14 protein-coding genes and 1 pseudogene are annotated in these 19915 nt (G+C 59.8%); 6 read left to right on the top strand and 9 right to left on the bottom strand.

The genetic code is table 11. The annotated features are described in order from the left end of the window. Window positions 1–313: 313 nt before the first annotated feature. From Q1A89_RS01015 to Q1A89_RS01040, 6 genes and pseudogenes are all read left to right on the top strand, one after another. Complete coding sequence (locus Q1A89_RS01015; protein WP_299722442.1) at window positions 314–1309, top strand: ABC transporter substrate-binding protein; 996 nt, start codon at window positions 314–316, stop codon at window positions 1307–1309. Between the two features lie 95 nt (window positions 1310–1404). Then, on the top strand, window positions 1405–2211 hold the full coding sequence (locus Q1A89_RS01020; protein WP_299722444.1) for an ABC transporter ATP-binding protein: 807 nt from the start codon (window positions 1405–1407) through the stop codon (window positions 2209–2211). Beyond that, window positions 2208–3518: an ABC transporter permease subunit gene (locus Q1A89_RS01025; protein WP_299722447.1), complete on the top strand. Its 1311-nt coding sequence runs from the start codon at window positions 2208–2210 to the stop codon at window positions 3516–3518. The genes Q1A89_RS01020 and Q1A89_RS01025 overlap by 4 nt, the downstream gene beginning before the upstream one ends. A gap of 331 nt (window positions 3519–3849) precedes the next feature. After that, window positions 3850–6729, top strand: a complete 2880-nt coding sequence (locus tag Q1A89_RS01030; RefSeq protein WP_299722450.1) for a GAF domain-containing protein — start codon at window positions 3850–3852, stop codon at window positions 6727–6729. Window positions 6730–6899: 170 nt separating this feature from the next. Then, window positions 6900–7967: a hypothetical protein gene (locus Q1A89_RS01035; RefSeq protein WP_299722453.1), complete on the top strand. Its 1068-nt coding sequence runs from the start codon at window positions 6900–6902 to the stop codon at window positions 7965–7967. 292 nt (window positions 7968–8259) lie between these two features. Next, window positions 8260–8419 (top strand): annotated as a pseudogene (locus Q1A89_RS01040) (IS3 family transposase); the annotation flags it as partial. A 214-nt stretch (window positions 8420–8633) separates the two neighbouring features. On the opposite strand, the gene Q1A89_RS01045 reads toward Q1A89_RS01040, so the two are convergent. The 9 genes from Q1A89_RS01045 to Q1A89_RS01085 form a co-directional block, all read right to left on the bottom strand. Continuing rightward, complete coding sequence (locus Q1A89_RS01045; protein WP_299722456.1) at window positions 8634–10232, bottom strand: phosphate ABC transporter substrate-binding/OmpA family protein; 1599 nt, start codon at window positions 10230–10232, stop codon at window positions 8634–8636. 22 nt (window positions 10233–10254) lie between these two features. Beyond that, on the bottom strand, window positions 10255–11220 hold the full coding sequence (locus Q1A89_RS01050; RefSeq protein ID WP_299722459.1) for a rhodanese-like domain-containing protein: 966 nt from the start codon (window positions 11218–11220) through the stop codon (window positions 10255–10257). Window positions 11221–11387: 167 nt separating this feature from the next. Continuing rightward, entirely contained in the window at window positions 11388–12263 is an 876-nt protein-coding gene (locus Q1A89_RS01055; RefSeq protein ID WP_299722462.1) for a type IV pili methyl-accepting chemotaxis transducer N-terminal domain-containing protein, read from the bottom strand. A gap of 301 nt (window positions 12264–12564) precedes the next feature. Next, a complete protein-coding gene (locus tag Q1A89_RS01060) occupies window positions 12565–14160 on the bottom strand; it encodes a phosphate ABC transporter substrate-binding/OmpA family protein (protein ID WP_299722465.1) in 1596 nt (531 codons plus the stop codon). Between the two features lie 229 nt (window positions 14161–14389). Beyond that, complete coding sequence (locus tag Q1A89_RS01065; RefSeq protein ID WP_299722468.1) at window positions 14390–15148, bottom strand: hypothetical protein; 759 nt, start codon at window positions 15146–15148, stop codon at window positions 14390–14392. Next, window positions 15145–15513, bottom strand: coding sequence for a hypothetical protein (locus tag Q1A89_RS01070; protein WP_299722470.1), 369 nt, complete (start codon window positions 15511–15513; stop codon window positions 15145–15147). The genes Q1A89_RS01065 and Q1A89_RS01070 overlap by 4 nt, the downstream gene beginning before the upstream one ends. 77 nt (window positions 15514–15590) lie before the next feature. After that, window positions 15591–16475 carry a dynamin family protein gene (locus Q1A89_RS01075; RefSeq protein WP_299722473.1) on the bottom strand — a complete coding sequence of 295 codons (885 nt, stop codon included), beginning with the start codon at window positions 16473–16475 and terminating at the stop codon, window positions 15591–15593. Continuing rightward, a complete protein-coding gene (locus Q1A89_RS01080; RefSeq protein WP_299722476.1) occupies window positions 16472–18568 on the bottom strand; it encodes a dynamin family protein in 2097 nt (698 codons plus the stop codon). The genes Q1A89_RS01075 and Q1A89_RS01080 overlap by 4 nt, the downstream gene beginning before the upstream one ends. Before the next feature lie 123 nt (window positions 18569–18691). Continuing rightward, complete coding sequence (locus Q1A89_RS01085) at window positions 18692–19915, bottom strand: hypothetical protein (protein ID WP_299722479.1); 1224 nt, start codon at window positions 19913–19915, stop codon at window positions 18692–18694.

Below are 19915 nucleotides of genomic sequence, written 5' to 3' on the forward strand. Positions count from 1 at the left end.
CGCGCCACCATAGGGCCAGTTTAGGCCAGTTCATACGGCCAGATGACACCCTTTGGAGCGGTGCTTTTGCGGGTGTATCGGACAAATCGCCTTATTTTCAGGCACCTGCCATCCTTTTCGATATTCCAAAGGTTCACATCACACCTTCGTCATTGTGATCGTTTCTTTGAATAAACATTGATCCTAGGCGCATTATCGGCTCGGATCGCGCCAGCGCTACAAGCAATTGTGTGCCACGAGAGGCGGATCACCGCCCGAAACCTAATCCAGAACGCGCGGTCCAACGGGCTGTGCGAACCACGGGAGTAAACATATGACCTTCAAATCCAAGCTGATGGGTGCTGTTGCAGCCACTGCAATGCTGGCAGGTGCGCAGGGCGCATTTGCCGACGGCCACGGTGAAATCACTGTTGGCTATTTCCTCGAATGGCCCATGCCGTTCCAGTTCGCCAAAGAAACCGGCATGTATGACGAAGCCATGGGCGTCAAAGTCAACTGGGTCAGCTTTGACACCGGTACGGCGATGTCTGCGGCGATGGCCTCGGGCGACGTTCAACTGTCTGTAAGCCAGGGTATCCCACCCTTCGTCGTCGCCACATCCGCGGGTCAGGACCTGCAGGTTGTCGACGTGGCCGTGTCTTATGCGGACAACGACAACTGCGTTGTGCGCGCCGATCTCGAGATCGACAAGTCCTCGGCCTCTGAACTGGCGGGCAAGAAAGTCGCCGTGCCGCTGGGCACCGCCGCCCACTACGGCTTCCTCAAGCAGATGGAGCACTTCAACGTCTCTATCGACAGCCTTGATGTTGTCGACATGGCGCCTGCCGAAGGTGAAGCGGCCCTGAGCCAGGGGTCCGTGGACATGGCCTGTGGCTGGGGTGGCGCGCTGCGTCGCATGACCGAGTCCGGCAACGTGCTGCTGACCGGCGCGGAAAAGACCGAGCTGGGCATTTTGGTGTTTGACGCGACAACTGCGCCGACATCCTTTGTCGCCGAAAGCTCTGATCTGGTTGCGGCCTTCCTTGACGTGACGGCAGAAGCCAACGCGATGTGGGCGGACGAAGCCAACCGCGCCAAGATGCTGCCCGTGATCGCGAAAGACGCCGGTATGTCCGAGGATGACGCGGCATCGACCCTGTCCACCTTCGTCTTCCCGACTGTCGAAGAGCAGCTGTCCCAAGCCTGGCTTGGCGGCAACGCGGCCACCTTCATGAAAGGTGTCGCCGACGTCTTTGTGGCGGCAGAATCCATCGATGCGGCCAAGGCCTCTTACGAGGACAACGTGAACACCGGGCCTCTGTCCCAGTAAGCACGATCTACTAACGCGGGCGCCCCTTGCGGGCGTCCGCACCTTATGGCGCCGCACAGCCAGTGGCAGACCATCCTGACAAGAAGGGGACACCCGTGGGCGGGCTTTCAATAAACAATATTTCAATGCGGTTCGATCTGCCGAATGGCGGACACGTGCAGGCCTTGCAGGGCGTATCGCTGGACATTCAGTCCGGAGAACTGATGAGCGTCCTAGGCCCTTCGGGCTGTGGCAAAACAACATTGCTGAACATCGTGGCGGGTTTTCTCGCCCCCACCGAGGGCGAGATCGTGCTGAACGACCATCAGGTCTTTGGACCCAGTCCCGAACGCGGGATGGTGTTCCAGCAGGGCGCGCTGTTTGAATGGATGAACGTCAAGGAAAACGTGTCCTTCGGCCCTGACATGAAGGGTGTGTCCCGTGCCGAAAGCCGCGAGAAGGTGGAGCACCTACTTGAGGTGGTCGGTCTGCAGGACTTTCATGAAAAGGCCATCTACGAACTGTCCGGCGGGATGCAGCAGCGTGTGGCCCTGGCCCGCTGCCTTGCCAACGATCCGGACGTCATCCTGATGGACGAACCGCTGGGCGCGCTGGATGCGCTGACCCGCGAAAAGATGCAGAGCCTTGTCCTCGATCTGTGGAAGGACACCGGCAAGACCATCATCCTGATCACCCACTCGGTCGAAGAGGCGTTGCTGCTGGGCGAGCGTTTGCTGGTCATGGCCCCGCGTCCGGGCCGCGTGCACAAGGAATACCGTCTGCCCTTTGCGGATCTTGGTGTGGGCAATGACTTGCGCGAAGTGAAGAAACACAAGGATTACAACAAGACCCGGGAAGAAATTCTCGAAATGATCTGGAACATGGAAGAAGAAATCATGGGCCGGACGGAGGAAAGCGCATGATTGGCCTGCTTGTCATTGTTCTTTATGTCGGTGCCTTTTTCGGCTCGTTCTTTCTGGCGCGGATGGCGTTCAAGAGCGCCTTCGAAAAGAAGGGTTTCAACAAGCTGAAAACCGTCACCTTCGGGGACGAAAGTGCGATCACCGCAAACCGCGTGGCCTCGGTCATCTCGGTCATCACGGTGTTCTGGCTGTGGGTGGCCTTTACCAACTCGGCCATTCCGCTGCCCAAGTTTCCGGGTCCGTTTTCCGGCGACATGAACTTTACCTACACCGCGCAGCTTGAGGATGGGTCGACCGACGATGCCACCGTCACGATGCGCGTCTATCGCGAAGACATTCAGCTGACCCTCGACGAAGAGGGCAATCCGGGCCGTGAACCGGATGAGGCCGAGGTCGAGCCCGGCGACGGGTTTGCCAAGAACGACACGCTCACCGTGGCCCGCTATGGGTTCAAGGTGGTCAATGTCTGGCAGAACGACGATGTGTCCAAGGCCGATGGTTCGTCCATCATTGCCCTGAATGGCCAGCCGGTGGAGCCGGGCGACAAGATCAAGGTGCCTGAGGGCACCATCGGTCTGACCGACAAGGGCACGCCCACCTTCGAGCCAGCAGTTGGTCTGCGCATGGCCCGCCTGTACCTGCCCGCGCCGGAGGTCGTTTTCCAGCGCTTTATCTGGCTGAACAAGGAGGGCTATCAGGGCTACACCCTGCTGGAGCACACCCGCTATTCGTTGCAGCGCGTTTTGCTGGGCTTTATCATCGGGGCACTGGTTGGCATTCCCATCGGCTATGCGATGGGTCTGACAAGCTGGTCGCGTGGCTGGTTCGATCCGATTGTGGAATTCATGCGCCCCGTGCCGCCCTTGGCCCTGATCCCGCTGATCATCATCTGGTTCGGGATCGGAGAGGTCGGGAAGGTCGTGCTGCTGTTCCTGGCTGCCTTGTGGATCATGATCATTGCCGCCCGCTCCGGCGTGTCCGGGGTGGCCATCACCAAGGTTCATGCCGCTTATTCGCTGGGGGCCTCCAAGTGGCAGATCCTGAGCAAGGTCATTGTTCCCAACTCGCTGCCTGACATCTTTACCGGTGCCCGCGTGGCCATGGGTGTCTGTTGGGGTACGGTTGTGGCCGCCGAGCTTGTGGCTGCCAACGTGGGCTTGGGCAAGATGATCGTGACCGCCTCCAAGTTCCAGCTGACCGACATCATCATCGTCGGCATCATCGTGATCGGCGTCATCGGCTTTGCCATCGAAGTCGGCATGCGCAAGCTGGAAAACTGGCTGATCCCATGGAAGGGCAAGGTCTGATCCGGGCTTGGCCCGGCAATCGCTCCGGGGGAGCGATTGAAGACCTTGCGCCCGACTTCGGCAAACGCATTTGCCTCTGTCGGGTGACGCGCCGCGATTTGGCGCGACGCTGAGGCGGAGCCCCGGGGGTCTGATCCGGGCTTGGCCCCGGGGGGTGCGACCACCCTCAAACTGAACACCAAAGCGGCACCTTCGGGTGCCGCTTTTTCGTTGTGCGGTGCAGCGGAAATGGGATCATACGGGCCTGTGTACAGGCGGCATACTCATCTGGCTGGCCATATCATCTGCGCCCCTCTAACGTGAAGCAAATTTGTATGAATTTGGATGACCAGTGGCAAAGCAAGGGGACATCGCCGACAGCCACGCGCTGCATGATGCGCGCGCGCATCTTGCGGCGACCCATGAGATTCTGGACGTCATGGCCAGGAACCGCGACGACGAGGCGCCCGTCTTTCGCGCCATTCTAGAGCGTGCCGAGCGGCTGTGCGATGCCGAAGGGAGTGGTCTGCAACTCCTGAATGCCGCAGGCACTCATCTGGTGATCATGGCCATTGGCAGTAAGGACTCGGACGGATCGTTCCCGGTCGACACCACCTTTGCCATTGATGAGCCGGCGGCCATGTGCGTTGCCGTGCGCGAGGCACGCGTCGTCCATGTCGAGGACATGCGCGAGACCGAGGAATACAAGCAGGGCCAGCCCGGGCGCCGCAAATTCGTGGATGAGGACGGCGTGCTGGCCCATCTGTGTGTGCCGCTGCTGCAGGACGGCGTAGCCTTTGGCAACATCACCTTGTCACGCCGCGCGCCGCGCCCGTTTTCGCCTTCCGAGATCGCGCTGGTCGAAACCTTTGCCGCCCAAGCCGTCATCGCCATCGAAAACGTCCGTCAGTTCCGCGAGGTGCAGGAGCGGCTGGCGCGCGAGCGGGCTTCGTCCGAAATCCTTGGTGTTATCAGCGAAAGCCGTGAGGATCAGGGCCCGGTGTTCGATGCGATTCTGCGCAATGCCTGTGCCCTGTGCAACGCCCCGCTGGCCGGGCTGATCCTGGGCACCGCGCAGGACGCAGCGCAAGAGCTGGCAGCGCATGTGGGCATGTTCCCCGAGGCCATCGAGCTGTTCCGGACGGGTCAGATGAAAATGGACGCCGATCTGTCCTATGCCGCCCGTTCGATCATAGAAGGGCGCCTCATCGCCTTTGACGACATGCAGCAAAGTGATCTCTATGCGGCGGGCAGCCCCGTGGTGCGGTCGATGGTTGATTCGTCGAATATCCGCAGCGTCCTGTTTGTGCCCTTGTTGCGGGACGGGATGGCCATCGGCAACCTGACCCTGTTCCGCCGCGACGTTCAGCCGTTCGATCCATCCGAGATTGCGCTGGTCGAAACCTTTGCCGCACAGGCCGTGATCGCCATCGAGAACGTCCGCCAGTTCCGCGAGGTGCAGACCCGGCTGGAGCGTGAGCGGGGCATGGCCAAAGTGTTGAGCCTGATCAGCCGGTCGCGCGAGGACGAGGTGCCGGTCTTTGATCTGATCCTGAAACAGGCCGCCGAGTTGTGCGGAGCGGATGCCGCCGGGCTCGCCATGGGCCGCACAGGCGAGGCGCACCAGTCGCTGGTGGCGGGCTATGGAATCGAGGCGGCCACCCAGAAGGTCTATGATGACGGGTTGGTCAGCATGGACCCCGACGTGTCGCTGGTCGCCCGCGCCATTGTGACGGGTGAACCGGTTCATGTGCACGACATGGCCGATACCGATGGCTATCGCGCGGGCGTGTCTCATTTTCTAAGCGTGGTCGAGGACTCCGGCATTCGAACCAACCTGTTTGTGCCACTGATGACCGATGCGGGAGGGATCGGAGCCCTGATCCTGTTCCGCAAGCAGGTCAAACCCTATACCGACGATGAAATCGCGCTGGTCGAAACCTTTGCTGCCCAAGCCGTCATTGCCATCGAGAACGTGCGCCAGTTCCGCGAGATCGAGGCGCGTCTTGAGCGTGAGGCGGCGGCGCGCGAGGTGCTGGGTGTCATCAGCCGCTCGCGTGATGATGAGATGCCGGTGTTCGAGGCGATCCTCGAAAACGCGTCGCGTCTCTGCAAGGCGCCGCTCGCCTTTCTGCCCATGGCCAATGCCGAACGCACCCATGTGAGCGTGCCTGCCTTTCGCGGCGTCAAACCGGATTTTGCGACCGCCCTGAACGAGTTCAACGAACCCATGGCCGATTCCGGGCTGGTTGCCGTGCGCGCCGTCGCCGAGGCCCGCATCATCCAGAGCGCTGATCTGGTCAACGACCCTGAATTCCCGGCCTCGGGGCGATGGCGGTACGAATTGGTCGAGACCGAGGGTGCCCGCTCGGTTCTGCTGGTCCCGCTGATGCAAGGCGACATCGCCATCGGGGCGATCATGCTCTACCGGCGCGAAATTGCGCCCTTTGGTCCGGACGATGTGGAACTGGTCAAGACCTTTGCCGAACAGGCGGTGATCGCCATCGAAAACGTTCGCCAGTTCCGTGCTCTTGAGGCGCTGAATGCCGATCTGGGGGATCGGGTCGAGGCGCAGGTGGGCGAGATCGAGCGGATGGGCCTTCTGAAACGCTTTTTGCCCGCAGCGGTGGCCGATACGGTGGTCAGTCAGGGGTCGGAATCGCTGCTCAAGAGCCATCGCGCGCTTCTGGGCGTGTTGTTTTGCGACATCCGCGGCTTTACCGCCTTTTGTGAAACTGCCGAGCCCGAAGAGACCATCGAGGTGCTGCAATCCTATCACGAAGAGATGGGGGTGCTGATCGCCGAACACGGGGCGGGTGTGGACACGCGCGCCGGTGACGGGATCATGGTGCTTTTCAATGACCCGCTGCCTTGTGATGATCCGGCGGGCGATGCGCTGCGCCTTGGTCTCGCGATGCGCGCCCGCATGGCGGAGCTGTCCCAGAAGTGGCGCAGGCACGGGCATCGGCTGGGCTTTGGCGTCGGGATATCGCTGGGCTATGCGACCGTCGGCATGGTCGGATCGGCGGGGCGTTATGACTACACCGCCAGCGGCACGGCGGTGAACCTTGCCGCGCGCCTGTGCGATCAGGCCAAGGACGGTGAGATATTGCTGAGCCCGCGCGCCTACACGGCTGTCGAGGACAGTTTTGCCGCTGAAACGGTGGGCGAATTGTCCCTCAAGGGCATCCATGCCCCTGTCGAGGTGTTTCGGGTTGTGACCGGGGACTGAGCCCGATGGGCGGCTGCTGAATATAATTCCCGGCTGTGGGGTTATCTGTTAGTGTCGCTCGCAGGTTGGCCCATGTGCCGGTCAGACGAATTTGAACACTGAATAGAATCCGCATTCACGGAGCCAAGATGACTTGTTTTTGCCCACCTCGCGTTGCGCCTCTCGGGGCTTTGACTGCGCCCAAGGCCAGTCTGGCTGTCGGCGCTGTGCCGATACAGATGCCAACCATGGTTGCGATGCTGGGCCTGCCGATGCCGGAGTCTGCACCCGCCCCGCGCATCGACATGAAGATGGCCGCCGTTCTGACCCCGATGGTAGGCCAGTCCTGGGTGCCCCCCAAGCCGCCGGCGCTGATGGGCAAGATGGCGTCCCTGTCTTCTTTGGCGGCCCTGTTGCCGCTGACGGATATTGCCGCCCTGATGCAGGAATTGCAGGAGATGGTGTCGTCCCTTGCCGAGAACGTGCAGCCTGTTTTGAGTGCGGCGGCCTATATGCCCAAGAAACCCATGTTCAACATGGTGATGGCGGCGCGAATGACCTTGTCCATGCGCGCCCAGGGTTTGTGCCCGATGGATTTGTCCGGCCTTGACAGCACCTTTGCTCAGGCCGAGGGGCTGCCGCCCGCACCCGGCAAGTTCAACGCGACCATGGGCGCTGTGCGCGGCATGGGTCCGATCCCGAAATTTGCACTGCCGATTCCGATGCAGACCATGGCCATGACACTGGCGAGCCTTGGCCCGCTGGAAACGATCCCCACGTCTCTGGCCATGCCGCCGGTGAGTTCGACCAGCTTTGCCGGGGCCGCAATGGCCTTGCTGGCAAAGCTGGCGACCCTGCCACCCTTGCCCATTGATGCCAGCAAGCTGTTGTCCGAATTGGCCACGCTGACCGATCTGGCCGCCATTCAGGCCGCCTTTGGCGAAGGGGCCATGACCACGGCCGGTGTGGGCAAGGTGCAGGCGATGCTGAATTACATGGCCCGGTTGCCTTTGCCACCGATCCCGCCTTTGGCGCTGGGCCTGCAGCCCAAGCTCGACATGCTGCCCCCGCTTCCAGCGGTCGAGGCCGGGGCGCGGGTTGCGAGCCTGAACGTGCAGACCTTCAACCAGACAATGTCCCTGAGCCCACCGCGCGTTCCGATCCTGACGCCCCTGATGGCGCTGAATGCGCTGAAAAATGTCCTTGCGGATATTCTGGGTGTTGAGCCGCATTCGGGGTGTCCGGTCTGTATGGGGTGACACGCGGGTCGCTGTGTGGCTGTACGGAGACTGGCGTTGGTGTAGGATGACGCCTCTTGCTGGGGTTCGTGGCGTTCTTTTCCAAAAATCCGATCCACTGGATCGAATTTTTTTTGCTGCGCAGAACGGAAAAGAATGGTGGAGCATAGCGGGACGTTCGCCGCAGGTTTAAGTCCGAGAGAAGGCGTCGAAAAGTGGTGTGCGGTTGGTTGTGCGGCTCGATTTTTGTGTCAGAGTCTTCGGGATATCCACTCCCCGGCAGGGTATTGCGCAGCAATGTTCCGAGAGGGGCATCCTCAAGGCCTACGACCTGATCACCAATCTGGCCTACGCGGTTTGGTCGGCGGCAGACGATTTCAGGCAAAAGACAACACAGCCAAACCAGCTCTTGCAGACTGTCTTCTCCTACCTGAATCATTGGCTGGGGCTGGGGCTATCTCAGCATGATCTTGGGCGGACGCCGCCGTTAAAAGATAAGGATGCCGCTCGCCCCTGCATCTCAGGCGCTGCTTGTGCGGCGATATGGCCAAACTCGGCAAATCTTGAACGTGTTCTGGATCGAGCCATTCGTGTTGTTCGCGACAGGATGCAGCAAGATTTCCCGGCCCGAAACGGCGAAGCGGAGCGCTCCGCAAGGAACGCTCCGCTTTCAGAAATTCAGCGTCTTCAGTTGCTGATTTTTTCGGCCAGTTTTGTCATCGGATCCTGAACCCAAACCTCCACGCGGCGGTTCACGTTCCGGCCGGGGCGGGTTTCGTTGCAGGCCAGAGGCGACAATTCACCATACCCGATGGAGCGAGCACCGACACGGTCGGCAAGCTCGGGGTAGCGCGACACCAGGGCCTGGCGCACGATCTCAGCACGTTGCAGGGCAAGGAACTGGTTCAGTTCAGCGCTGCCGATCGAGTCCGAAAAGCCCATGAAGTAAAAGTGCGAGCGCTCATATTCGGGCGAGCGGATCAGCGTGGCCAGCTCTTCGAGGTCTTCGTAATCCGTGCTGTCCAGATCGGTCGAGCCATTGTCGAACCGGATCGTTGTGGACAGACGATCAGAGCGCGACATCAGTTGCAGCATGCTCTTTGTGCCCGAAATGTTGTCATAGGCTTCGTCACGCATGATGGTGTGCGATACCCGCAGACCCTGATCGTTCAGCGGTTTGGAGATCACTTCGCGGTCCACGAAACCAGCCTCGCGGATCACCTTGCGGGCCTCGGGCGAGGTCAGGAAGTTGGCAAAGCCGGTCACGCCGTCATGTGCGATTTCAGTGTTGTGGTAGAAGTAGACCGGACGGGACAACAGGTATTCACCGGTCTTGATGGTGAATTCGTTGGCTGGGATGCGAATGCCGCAGACCCCTTCGATTTCCAGCGCATTGACACCTTCGCGGTGGACAAAGCTGGTCAGACCAATCGCATCTGGGTTGTCACGGACCGCGTCCGCAATCTCGGCATCAGAGCCCAGAACAACCACATTCTGCGAAAGCGTCGTCTTGTGCGGCTCCAACAGAACCTGCCGCAGCAGATCACGCGAGTTGCTGGCTTCTTCGCGGGCATAGACCATGATCGGTCCGGGTTCGCGTCCGAACGCGTCCCAGTTGTCGATCTCGCCGGAATAGACCTTGGCGATGTCCATCTCGGTCATGGCGCGCACGGGATTGTCCGGGTGGGTCACCATCATCAGCCCGTCATAGGCAATGACACTTTCCTGTGCTTCGGTGCGCAGACCCTTCATGCCGGCATCCTTGGCGGCAACCTGTTCCTCGTCGTTGGCAGGCCGCGTGGTAAAGGCCGCGTGCAAATCGCCTTTGACCAGCTCGGCAAAACCCTTGGACGAGTTGGAATGCACCAGCGTCATCAGCAGATCGCTGCCTTCTTCGCGACCGATCTCGAAATATGTGGTGCCGCCTGATGCGTCCTCGCGTTGCAGCGAGTCGCCGATTTTCCCAAAGTAGGCTTCGGTGAGCTGCGGGATCAGATTGGCGGTGACCGTGCCGGAACCGGCAATCGAAAGGTTGGTGGTTTCCGCCACAAGGGCAGGGCAGGCGTCGCCTTCGCAGATCGCTTCGCTTGCGCCCAGGATGAGATCACCTAGCGACGTGCGCAACGTATAGTTCTGACCATCATAGTCCAGCAATTCGCCACTAAGCGTTGTGCGTCCATCGATGGTGCTGAGCATGACCGTGTCGGCAAACGATACCTGTGCGGCCGCGATAGCCACGGTCGAAACCGAAAGTGCCTTGAGTGCCGTTTTCGAAAGCTGTTTCATATTTCTGTCCTCAATTGCAATCTTAGTTGCTTACTTTGTTCCACAGCGACTGCGCGCGCTGTCTGGCATTCAACGAATGCGCATAGATTCGAACGTTCGGGATTTCGGCGATTTCGCTGGCCATGAACCAGTCGACAGCGGCCAAAGCCCCGTTGTTGCAGTAGGTGATGACGTCTGTGTACTGCCAATCCAGATCCGCCTTCTTGATGCGCATGAAGATTGAATTGTCATCAACTGCAGTGGCGCCTGCGCCGGCGACCAGTTCTTCGGCGTTGAGCGCGAAAGAACCGTCAAGCGACGCGTTTTCCATGATCTGATGCAAAGGGCGCGCATCCAGAAGCTGCGCAGAACTCGTACCGTCCAACACCGCATCCACGTCTTCATGCGTTGCCAGCCACTCGGTGTTCAAAGTGACCTGGGTCGCGGATGGTGTAATCTTTGTCGCCTTCTTGGTGACGGTCAGCTTGGCGTCTTTCCAGCCCTTGATGCCGCCGTTCAGAATGGCCAGGTTCTTGAAACCCGCTGATTTCAGCGTCCAATACACAAAAGCAGCCGAACCAAAGTTACCCTTGCCCGCACTGGAATGCACGATCACGATCGGAGCACCGTCCGATTGCAATCCCGCGCGCTGAATGAGAGCCGAAAGATCCGCGTCGCTGGGTACGGAAAGCGGATCGTTCCAAAGGGCGCGAAACTCGCCATAGGGTACATTGACCGATCCCGGAATGTGACCCGCGCTATAGCTGTAGAGCGCGCGCTTGGCCTTTTTGTTGCGAATGTCCAGCACGTAGGGTGTGCTGACGCTCATCAGGCTTGTCAGGTCATTGGGACCCAAAAGCGGCGGCACCTGCACCTGTGGAACAACGGGAGCCACGGGAACGGCCTCAAAACTGATAGCGGCGCGGCTTTGTGCGAATGCTGGCATTGTGGAAATCGCAAGACTGCTTGCGAACAGGGCCAGGAATTTTCGTTTTTGCACGTTCGGCACTCCTTGGAATGTGTCTCTGCTAGGAACAACTTGCCGTTGAAAAGCGGTGGAATTCAGGCAAGGGCGCAGAGATTTTAAGACTTTGTTAATGTTTTCTTCGGGCGAGGTTGGCCGGGGCGGTCACTATGTGCATTGCACGCGACCGCCCCGATCAGATTACGTTGGCTTCAGAGACCGAGTTTGGAATCGTCGTTGTACATGCCGACGATCTTGTTCATCTGCCCGGTCAGGCTGTTCATCGCGTTGTACGTCGTGGCCAGCTGCGTTTCGCCGATGTCTTCACCCGCCTTGACGCTGTCAAGAATGGGTTGCACGTCGGCCCACAGGGCAAGCACGTCGTCCAGCTTGGCCAGAATTTCGGCGTTCTTGGTCGCTGTGATCCCCGCTTCGGGCATGCCAAAGCGCAGGGCGTTTGCAGAGGCGTCATAGATGCCACGCGCACCTTCCAGCTCTTTCATCGCCCGTTCGGTGTCAAAGCCGGAGCTGATCAGACAGACGTTTTTGGAAATCCGCTGGGCGAGCATGCGCTGGCGACCGGCGATGTCGATTGTCAGGGCGTCCGCCTGCAACAGCGCTGTCGGATCGGCATATTCGCCGACCAGAACCGACACGAGGTGTTTGGCGATATCGAGTGCCTGATGGCTCTCGTCGGCGATATGAACCACCTCTTCGTCAGTGCCGCCATTGTCGACGATATGCGCAATTTTGACGTGCAAACTGTCCCAATGCTCGTACATTTTCTCCAGGTCGACCAAGACCTTGCGGTCTTTTTCCGGACCGATGATGCCAAGGCTTTCTTCGCCGTATTGCAGACCATTCAGGATCAGGTCGAACTCGGCGGTCGCGGCTTGCAGCAGTTTTGCGCTGGCCTCTGTTTCGATCCCGGCATGGGAATAGCAGGCGGCGGCGGGGATACGTTGGCTGAGCATCCGGAGCTTGCCGGAATAATTGATACGCTCACTTGCGCCAACTTCTTCAATAAATCCAGCTTCCACAACCATTTCTGCGGTGTCTTCGGCTGTGGCAAAAGAAGCGGCACCCATCAAAAGAGCGGCTCCGAGGGCGAGGGGTTTGCAATCAAAAGGCATGTTGTCTCCAGTCGAAAGGCCAGCGGCACATCAGCGCCAGGCTTGAAAATTTGCGTCAAGGTCACGGGACCTTGGTGGCTCTTCGCGGGGACAACGTCGGCGGGGGTTTCGATCAGGATGATCTGGCGAAAATGCGACGACATGTGTGCGGGGGGCACAAGGCATGACGATGGTGAACGCGGCGTTGTGAACCTGCGAAATGGTAGGGGGTCGTAGCAGGGGGAGAGCAAACCCTCCCCCCATGGTCACAGGCGGATCAGCTGTTTGTTGGAACAGAGATCCACACTTCGACACGGCGGTTGATGCCGCGACCGTTTTCGCTGCTGTTGCAGGCGGACGGTGCGATTTCACCGTAACCGGCGGAGGCCAGCTTGATGCCTTCCAGACGTGTGCCAGCGGCGTCAACCATCTGCTGCATCACGCTGTTTGCGCGGCGCTTGGACAGGTCACGGTTGCTGTCAAAGGCACCTACATCGTCGGTGAAGCCCACGAACAGAACCTCGGTGCCCTTGGGCGATTGTTCGAGGAAATCTGCCAGACGTGCCATGTCCAGGCGCGCCCGCTCGTCCAGACGCGAAGACCCGGATCTGAAACGGAAGGTTGAGGACAGACGATCATAGTCCGACATCATGCCCAGCATGTCTTGAACAAGGCTGCCTTCATAGGCGTCGTAATCACCTGCCAGCAATGTGCGCGCACGGTTGCTGTCGGCGGTTTGCTCGACCTGATCGATGCCAAGGCTGATGAACCCCGCCTTTTGGATGACGTCATCCGCGTCGGTCGATTTGGCAAAGTCCAGCAGAGCCTTCGACGTGTCGCTGATCGCATCGTCGCGGTTGTAGAGATACAGGCGACGCTGCAGAGCGTATTCCTCGGTCCGGGCCGAGAACGCATCAGGTGTCATTGTGATGCCGCACTCGTTGACCAGCGGCAGCGCCTTGGCACCGCGCTGGAACGCATAGGACACGTAGCCGATGGCGTGGGGGTCCGCGTTGACGGCAATTGCCATTTCAGTGCTGTCCGTGATGACAGTTGCAGAGGCCGCAACGGGTGCTTCCTCGCCGCGGTTCACGGCCTTCTGGAACACCGACCGGGTGTCAGACCCTTCTTCGCGGTCATAAAGCTTGATCTCGGCATCTGTGCCGCCCAGATCTTTCCAGTTGGTGATTTTGCCAGCAAAGATGTCAGCCACCTGTTGCGTGGTCAGTTCCTGAACACTGTTTTCGGGGTTCACGATGACGACGAGGCTGTCGACCGCCACGATGTGTTCCTGGGAGGGCGAGATCATGTTGCCCGCACCATCCTTCTTGAGCGCACGCGCTTCGTCAGGAGTGATCCGGCGCGATGCCATGCCAATCTCGGATTCTTTTTTCATCAAAGCCTGGAAGGCGTCGTTCGAATTTGTCGACGAGACAAGGAACGAACCCATCGGGTCGCCAAAGCCTTGGTCGCCAATCATTTCGGCGATGATTTCGCCGACGTTCACGGTCGATGTTACGGTGCTGTCCGCATCGTTGAAGGCTGCATAGCCTTCGAGAAGCAGCGGCATCATGCCCAGACCAATAGTTTCCGAACCGGCGATGACGACGTCTGCGGTGGCTGTTTCAAATACGGGGCATGCCTCGCCTTCGCAGCGGACACGTTCCGCCGAAATGCGCAGATCGCCGAGGCCCGTCTTGATGAGATAGGCGTTTTCCTCAAAGCCCATGAACTCACCAACAATGTTGACGGTGCCGTCTGCTGATTTCAGCGTGACGTCTTCTGCAAATGCAAATGTGGGCGCAAGAAGTGCGCCGGTAATGGCCAGTGCGCGCAGGGCGGTTGTGCCCTTGAGTGCGGTACTCTTGATCATGACGGTCTCCTCTAAATTTGCTCGACACAGGCGACGAGCGGACTCCATCCAGAGGCCTACCCAGCGCATTGCGCGTTCAAGATCAATTTAACTCGGTCAAGTTCACCGCGAGGTGGGGCGAATTTGAGGCAAATTGTCGGTTAATAAAGGATGAATGCGGGCATTTTTGCGGAGCGCCGGCCTTTGGCCAGGTCGCTTTTGCAGATCGAGTTGCGGCGCTGGCTTGCGCTCAGAGCACTTGGGAAAACGACTGGCTGGCCTTGGCCACTTCGCTCGTGGGCAGCGAAAAAAGAACGGCCTGTTCGCCGAAAATGGCGAGACCCAGGGTGACCCCGGGTGCGGTGACGTCCCTCAGCAAGGTCAGCGACGGATCGCTGTGGGAGGGGCAGTTTTCGCTCCGCGCGTCGATAAATGCGGACAGTTGGGTGCTGATCACGATCTTGAGTTGCGCGAGGTCCGCACTGCTGCCCGTCATGTCCTGGGCAGCCTTGTTTTTCAGATGGATCGCGGCCGTTATGTCGCCAGTCATACGGGTCAGAAACCGGTCATAGGGCGAGGCGTCAGGATCATCTATGTACCGCCCGAGGGCGGCATTGAGTTTCTGCACGGACACACGGCCCGACATGCTGGCCTCGTGCGCTGCCACGGGCGCATGGGCCACACGCAATTCAACAGCATCGGCTGCAAAATCCTGCAGGGTCTGCGCGGCAGACTTGATCAACGCCCCATCGTCGGGGTCCAAAGCGCGGTCCAACACGTCATCCGGCGCGCCCGCAGTGATCATGTGCAACCGCCGCCCGGTCACCAGAACACTCAGGGCGCCGCGCTCTGTGTGAAATGTCATCGCCGTGGACAAGATGGCCGCGTCGATCTCGTTCAGGATTGCGCCAAGGGCGTCGGAATGGTCGAGCACCCGTGCGCCGTCGACAAATGTGGGCTCTTCGCTGCTGAGCGCTGCGAGATGGGCGGCAAAGGCTGCGTGGGTCATGCCGTTCCCTCCGCCGAAGGGTCCGAAAGACAGGCGCGCGCGGCCTTCAGGAAGGGTGTGATTTCAACCGTCGGGCGGCACATGCAAATCAGCGCATCTGTCGCCTCGTCCGGCGCGCGCAGATAGAGAAACAGCGCTGTGTCATCCACCTTGATCGCCTCGTTACACGGCATCCCGCCAAGGGGCGGGGCGTCCGGCGTTCCAAGTGTCAGCGCGGCCTCGACACATAATTCGTCCAGCGCCTCGCGCGGGAAAGAGAGATTGGAATTGGTTAGAAGTGTGACACCTGTTTCGATGTCAGCATAGGCTGCAATAATGCAGTCCGGGTGCGTTGATGTCAGTCCGTCCAGATCTTCGGTCCGCATGGATGTGCTCTTGCCTCGGCCGTGTTTTTTCCTTGTCTACGGCATCAAACGCGGCAGGGCCAGAGAAACAGATCGGATCATGCACTGATGGCAGTCGGCCGCGCGCGGCGGGGTGTTCCGCTAAGGGTGACCCGACGTGGCAAAACCCTTGGTCCGCTTGGTGTTTCGGGCGTTTCGTCCTTGACCGGTTGCGCAGGTCCAACCGTTTTGACGGACACAGGTGCTGGGCGCGGGGTAAGGGTTTTGTCCCCATCTTCCGAGGCTTCGGGTGCATCTGCCGTCGCGAGATCGGTGATCAGGTCGGTCAGGTGATCCATCACCTCGACAACACCGCTTGCCGCCCATTTGTCATAATCATCCCGCGCCGCCATCGCATTGGTCAGCGAAATCGGGAAAACGCCGGCAAAATGCGGTCCGGCCTCTCTGTTGAGACGCTGCATGACGCGGGTGCGGTCCTGTTCGGACACAACCTTGTCAAAGCGGGTGGCCAGCAGAATGCTTTTCTTGCGCACCTCTTCGGGGACGATGTCCCAGACGGCGGCTTCGGACTGGCGCCAGGCCTGGGTGGCGTGGGTCAACCAGATCACGGCATCCGCCTCGACCAGCACACGGGCCCAGACGTCGGGATCCATGTTGGGGTCGGAAATACCGGGAAAATCAATGAAATCGCAATGATCCAGAATGTCAGCCTCAAGGCGCAGGCGGATATAAAGCGTGTCCTCGAACGGAATCTCGCCGAGTTTGCCGATCGTCACCGGTTCCTCGGTGCCATCGGTGGTGACGCGCATGTGCTCGCCCGGCCCTTTGGTCATCCAGACCGGGGCAAGGCGGGTCGCCGTCACCTTTTCAGGCAGGGCGCGCATGTTCATCAGCAGGTTGCACAGGGTGCTTTTGCCTGCACTGAATTCGCCCATGATCGCGATGCGGGGCGTGCGCTCGGTGCTGTCTTGAGAAGAAGTCATGCGTCGTCTCCCGCGTCTTCGTCCAGATCAATGTCCAGTTCTTCAAAAATGATGTCGAACAGTTCTTCGCGCTCTTCCTGAGAGGTCACGCCGAACAGGCCGTGCAGGTCTTCGGTCTTGATCTGCGCCTTGTCGCAGATGTCAGACAGGACACTGCGCTGTTCGCTGAGAAATTCGTTGAGGTTCTCGTGCGCGAGGGCGCGAATATCCTCGAGTTGCGTGACCTTCAGGTCCTGGACCATGGGCAGTGTTTCAGCCTCGATCAGCTCGCGAAATCCGTCCGAATGGGCGCGCCAGCCTTTACGCTGACCCCACCAGCTTTTCCACCACGAGGTTTTCACATCCAGAATGATCATCTGGGCGATGGTCACAGGTTGGGGCAGGTCGGGCAGGGTGGGAGTTTCCACGCTGAAATTCTCGGGCGCGACGTTGAAGATCCGGCCATAGGCCTCTGTCAGATCCGCCGCCGTCGCCTCGAGTGCCTTGGTGCATTGCTTGTTAAACCGCGAGCGCATCACCTGATAGGCGGTGCGCATCAGCATGCGCAGCCCGTCGGCACTGTAGCTCCAGACCTGGTCGTCGCCATTGTTTTCGAAATGCTGCAACAGCGCGTCAATCGCCCGCTCCACAAAGCGGTAATGGGCCTGATCGACACGTTCGCCAAAGCTGGAAAATACTGTGTTCAGAGACGCATTCAGCCGTTCCGTGGCATCGCTGGCAATGCGCGACATCAGCAGTTCGATTTCGGTGTCTTCCATGTTGCGGATCGTGTCGCTGGTGGCCTTGATCGTCACAATCGAGGACGAGGCGCGCAGTCCCGACACGATGTTTGTGGCGCGGCGGCGTACGCTGGAAATGGCCTTGCGACCCGCCCCTTCGGCAATGCGTTCGCCAAGGGCCGTATACAGCGCAGGCACACCAGACAGCGCCCATACGGCACCACGTTCATCCATGTCCTCGATACCGGGAACCGTGGCGTAAGAGCCGTAATCCTCAAGCGCGGCAATGCTGTCGGGCGGCAAATCCGCGATACAATCGCGCTGTGCCGCATCGCCCCAGATTGCACTGCCAAAGATGATTTGCGGCCCCTCGGGGTCGTCCCTGTTGGTCAGGGTCTTGAGCAGGCTGGCGTGAATTTCGGGGATCTGTTCGTGCGGGCAGGACAATTCATCCACGCGGTTCACAAAGATCACGACTTGCCGGGATTTCACGCTCGAAATCATCCGGATGATGCCCATGTCAACGGCGTTCAGCGCCTGATGGGCCGACAAGACCACGCAACAAATCTTGCTGTCGCGGATCGATCGGATGGTGATCTGTTCGCGCATCATGAACGTGTCGTTCATGCCGGGTGTGTCGCGCAGCGTCAGGGCCACCGGCAGGTGCGGGGCGCTCAGATACAACTCGGCCGAGCGGGTGATATCGGCAAACTGGCCCTTGCGCTCACGCGACGACGCGGTTTCGAAATCATCGCCCAAGCAGACGTAACGCTGGATCAGGTCATTGGCCATCGTCTGATAGCTGTGGGTCTGGCCCAGCAGCAGTTCGAACTTGCGCCCCAACCGTTCCTTGGTCTTTTCGCGCATCTCGGCGATCTGGACCCGCAGGCGCTCGGCCTCTTTCTCGGCACCGGTCCGTTCGGACAGTTCGCCGATGCGACCCCCGTTCTTGACCAGGTGATCCCACTCTTCAGCGTCGAAAAAGCTGAAAGTGGCCACGGGCGCGTCCTTGCTGCGCGGGTGACCCAGATGCATCGAGGTTACCACTGACGTCCACGGATTAACGTCCGCCGGCAACAGGCCGGGCCGCCCGGACATGGTGTTGACCAATGTCGTCTTGCCCGATTTGACCTGACCGATAAAGGTGATCGCTGGTGCAAATGCGTCCAGTTCATGCATCATGCGTTGCGTTTTCTTGGCGACCTGTGTGCCGCCGATGGCCTGAATGTCGGCCAGCGATTCCTGAAGGTCTTCGATCTGCGAGCGCAGGGTTTCAAGCGGTTCCAGACCCTGGCGCATGAATGCAGGCCACGTGGGTTCAACCTGAGCCGCGGCGACGGACTCTGCCTCGCTCTCTTGAATTAAGTCCTTCATCCTGCTCGCTGCCCTTTGTTTCGGCCCAGTCCCTAACGGGTGTCGCCGCATGTCCTTTGTTTCGAAAACACCACATCAATTCGTCGAAAATGTGTCGTGCAATTGAATAAACTTTGGTGGGTCTTATGCCGCCAAAGTTGTCTGGAACCCGCGTTTGAGTTGCAAAAGCGCAAGAATCGCGTCGGTACGCGCCGTCTGTGTGCCCTCGATCCGCATCAGTTGAACCAGATCTTCGGCGTCCTGAGTCATCGCCACCGCCTGAGACACCGCCGGTGTGTCAGGCAGATCGGAATCCTCAAGATGCGCGCCAAGCCAGCCAAGGGCTGAAATGCTTGCATCCAGAACGGTGTCTGTGTCCGGCTCTTCGGTTTCGCTCAACTCAGCGCCAAGTTTCGACAGCCGCGCAACGGCGGCTTTGAAGGCGACAACAACTGTATCAGGCGTCGCTTCGACGACTGGTTCCGGCTGGACCTCGGGTTCAGGTGCGGGCGCGGGTGTCTCCACCGGATCGGCCGTGGCGGCCCCAGAGGTCGGAAATTGGGTTACTTCGGGATGCATGCGCAGCAGAACCTGCGCCTGATCGATCATGTTCTGACGACCGTTCTCGATCTCTTTCAGAATGGTCGAAATCAGCTTCATTCCACCCGAGGCGCGCATCATCTCCTTGTCGATGCTGCCTTGCGCGGCGGCGGCATTGGCCTCGTGCACCGATACGCCAAGCACATAGGCAAATTCCGAGCCCGCCGCTTGGTGCAGTTGTGCCAGCCGCTCGTTACGCTCTGCGTCCAGACGGTCGGTCTGGGTCAGCAACAGGAAGCCGTGGTCGCGCATCCGGTCGGGGGTGGTCTGCCACAGCGCATCCTCGGCTTGCGTAAAACCGGTCGTACACCAGATGGCCATATCGGTCTGTTTCGCCGCCCACTTGATGGCGCGGGCCTGACCGGTGGGATCGGTGCCAAAGCTGACTTCCATCAGGTTGATCTGGGTCAGGGCGGGCATCGGCAGAAATACCTGCGTCAGCGCCGGCTGCATACCGGACAGCGCGTCAGGATCAGGTAGACCGTCCATCGCCAGCGTTTCACCGCTGGCCAGGGTCACTTCGGTCTTTTCCTGTTCACCATAGGCGACGCGAACGGTCCCCAGAGCCATGTGATCGGGCACCGCACGGCCGCCCGCCAACAGGTTGAGAACGCCAGTCTTTCCCGCGCCCGGCATCCCGAACAAGGTGATGCGTGCAGGCGATGTCAGTGTCTCGCACAGACCTTGGGCCTGCGGCACGACACTGGCCGGAAATCTGTCGGCCGCAATCGCAGCCGACAGGTCCTCGTATATTGTATCCAGCGTCAT

It is taken from the genome of uncultured Tateyamaria sp., from assembly GCF_947503045.1.
Classification (GTDB): Bacteria; Pseudomonadota; Alphaproteobacteria; order Rhodobacterales; family Rhodobacteraceae; genus Tateyamaria.

Excerpts from the sequence above, each read along its gene's own strand:
- Q1A89_RS01075 (WP_299722473.1), bottom strand. The coding sequence starts at position 16,475 with ATGACTTCTTCTCAAGACAGCACCGAGCGCACGCCCCGCATCGCGATC.
- Q1A89_RS01070 (WP_299722470.1), bottom strand. The coding sequence starts at position 15,513 with ATGCGGACCGAAGATCTGGACGGACTGACATCAACGCACCCGGACTGC.
- Q1A89_RS01085 (WP_299722479.1), bottom strand. The coding sequence starts at position 19,915 with ATGACGCTGGATACAATATACGAGGACCTGTCGGCTGCGATTGCGGCC.
- Q1A89_RS01025 (WP_299722447.1), top strand. The coding sequence starts at position 2,208 with ATGATTGGCCTGCTTGTCATTGTTCTTTATGTCGGTGCCTTTTTCGGC.
- Q1A89_RS01015 (WP_299722442.1), top strand. The coding sequence starts at position 314 with ATGACCTTCAAATCCAAGCTGATGGGTGCTGTTGCAGCCACTGCAATG.
- Q1A89_RS01080 (WP_299722476.1), bottom strand. The coding sequence starts at position 18,568 with ATGAAGGACTTAATTCAAGAGAGCGAGGCAGAGTCCGTCGCCGCGGCT.
- Q1A89_RS01045 (WP_299722456.1), bottom strand. The coding sequence starts at position 10,232 with ATGAAACAGCTTTCGAAAACGGCACTCAAGGCACTTTCGGTTTCGACC.
- Q1A89_RS01065 (WP_299722468.1), bottom strand. The coding sequence starts at position 15,148 with ATGACCCACGCAGCCTTTGCCGCCCATCTCGCAGCGCTCAGCAGCGAA.
- Q1A89_RS01060 (WP_299722465.1), bottom strand. The coding sequence starts at position 14,160 with ATGATCAAGAGTACCGCACTCAAGGGCACAACCGCCCTGCGCGCACTG.
- Q1A89_RS01055 (WP_299722462.1), bottom strand. The coding sequence starts at position 12,263 with ATGGGTGCCGCTTCTTTTGCCACAGCCGAAGACACCGCAGAAATGGTT.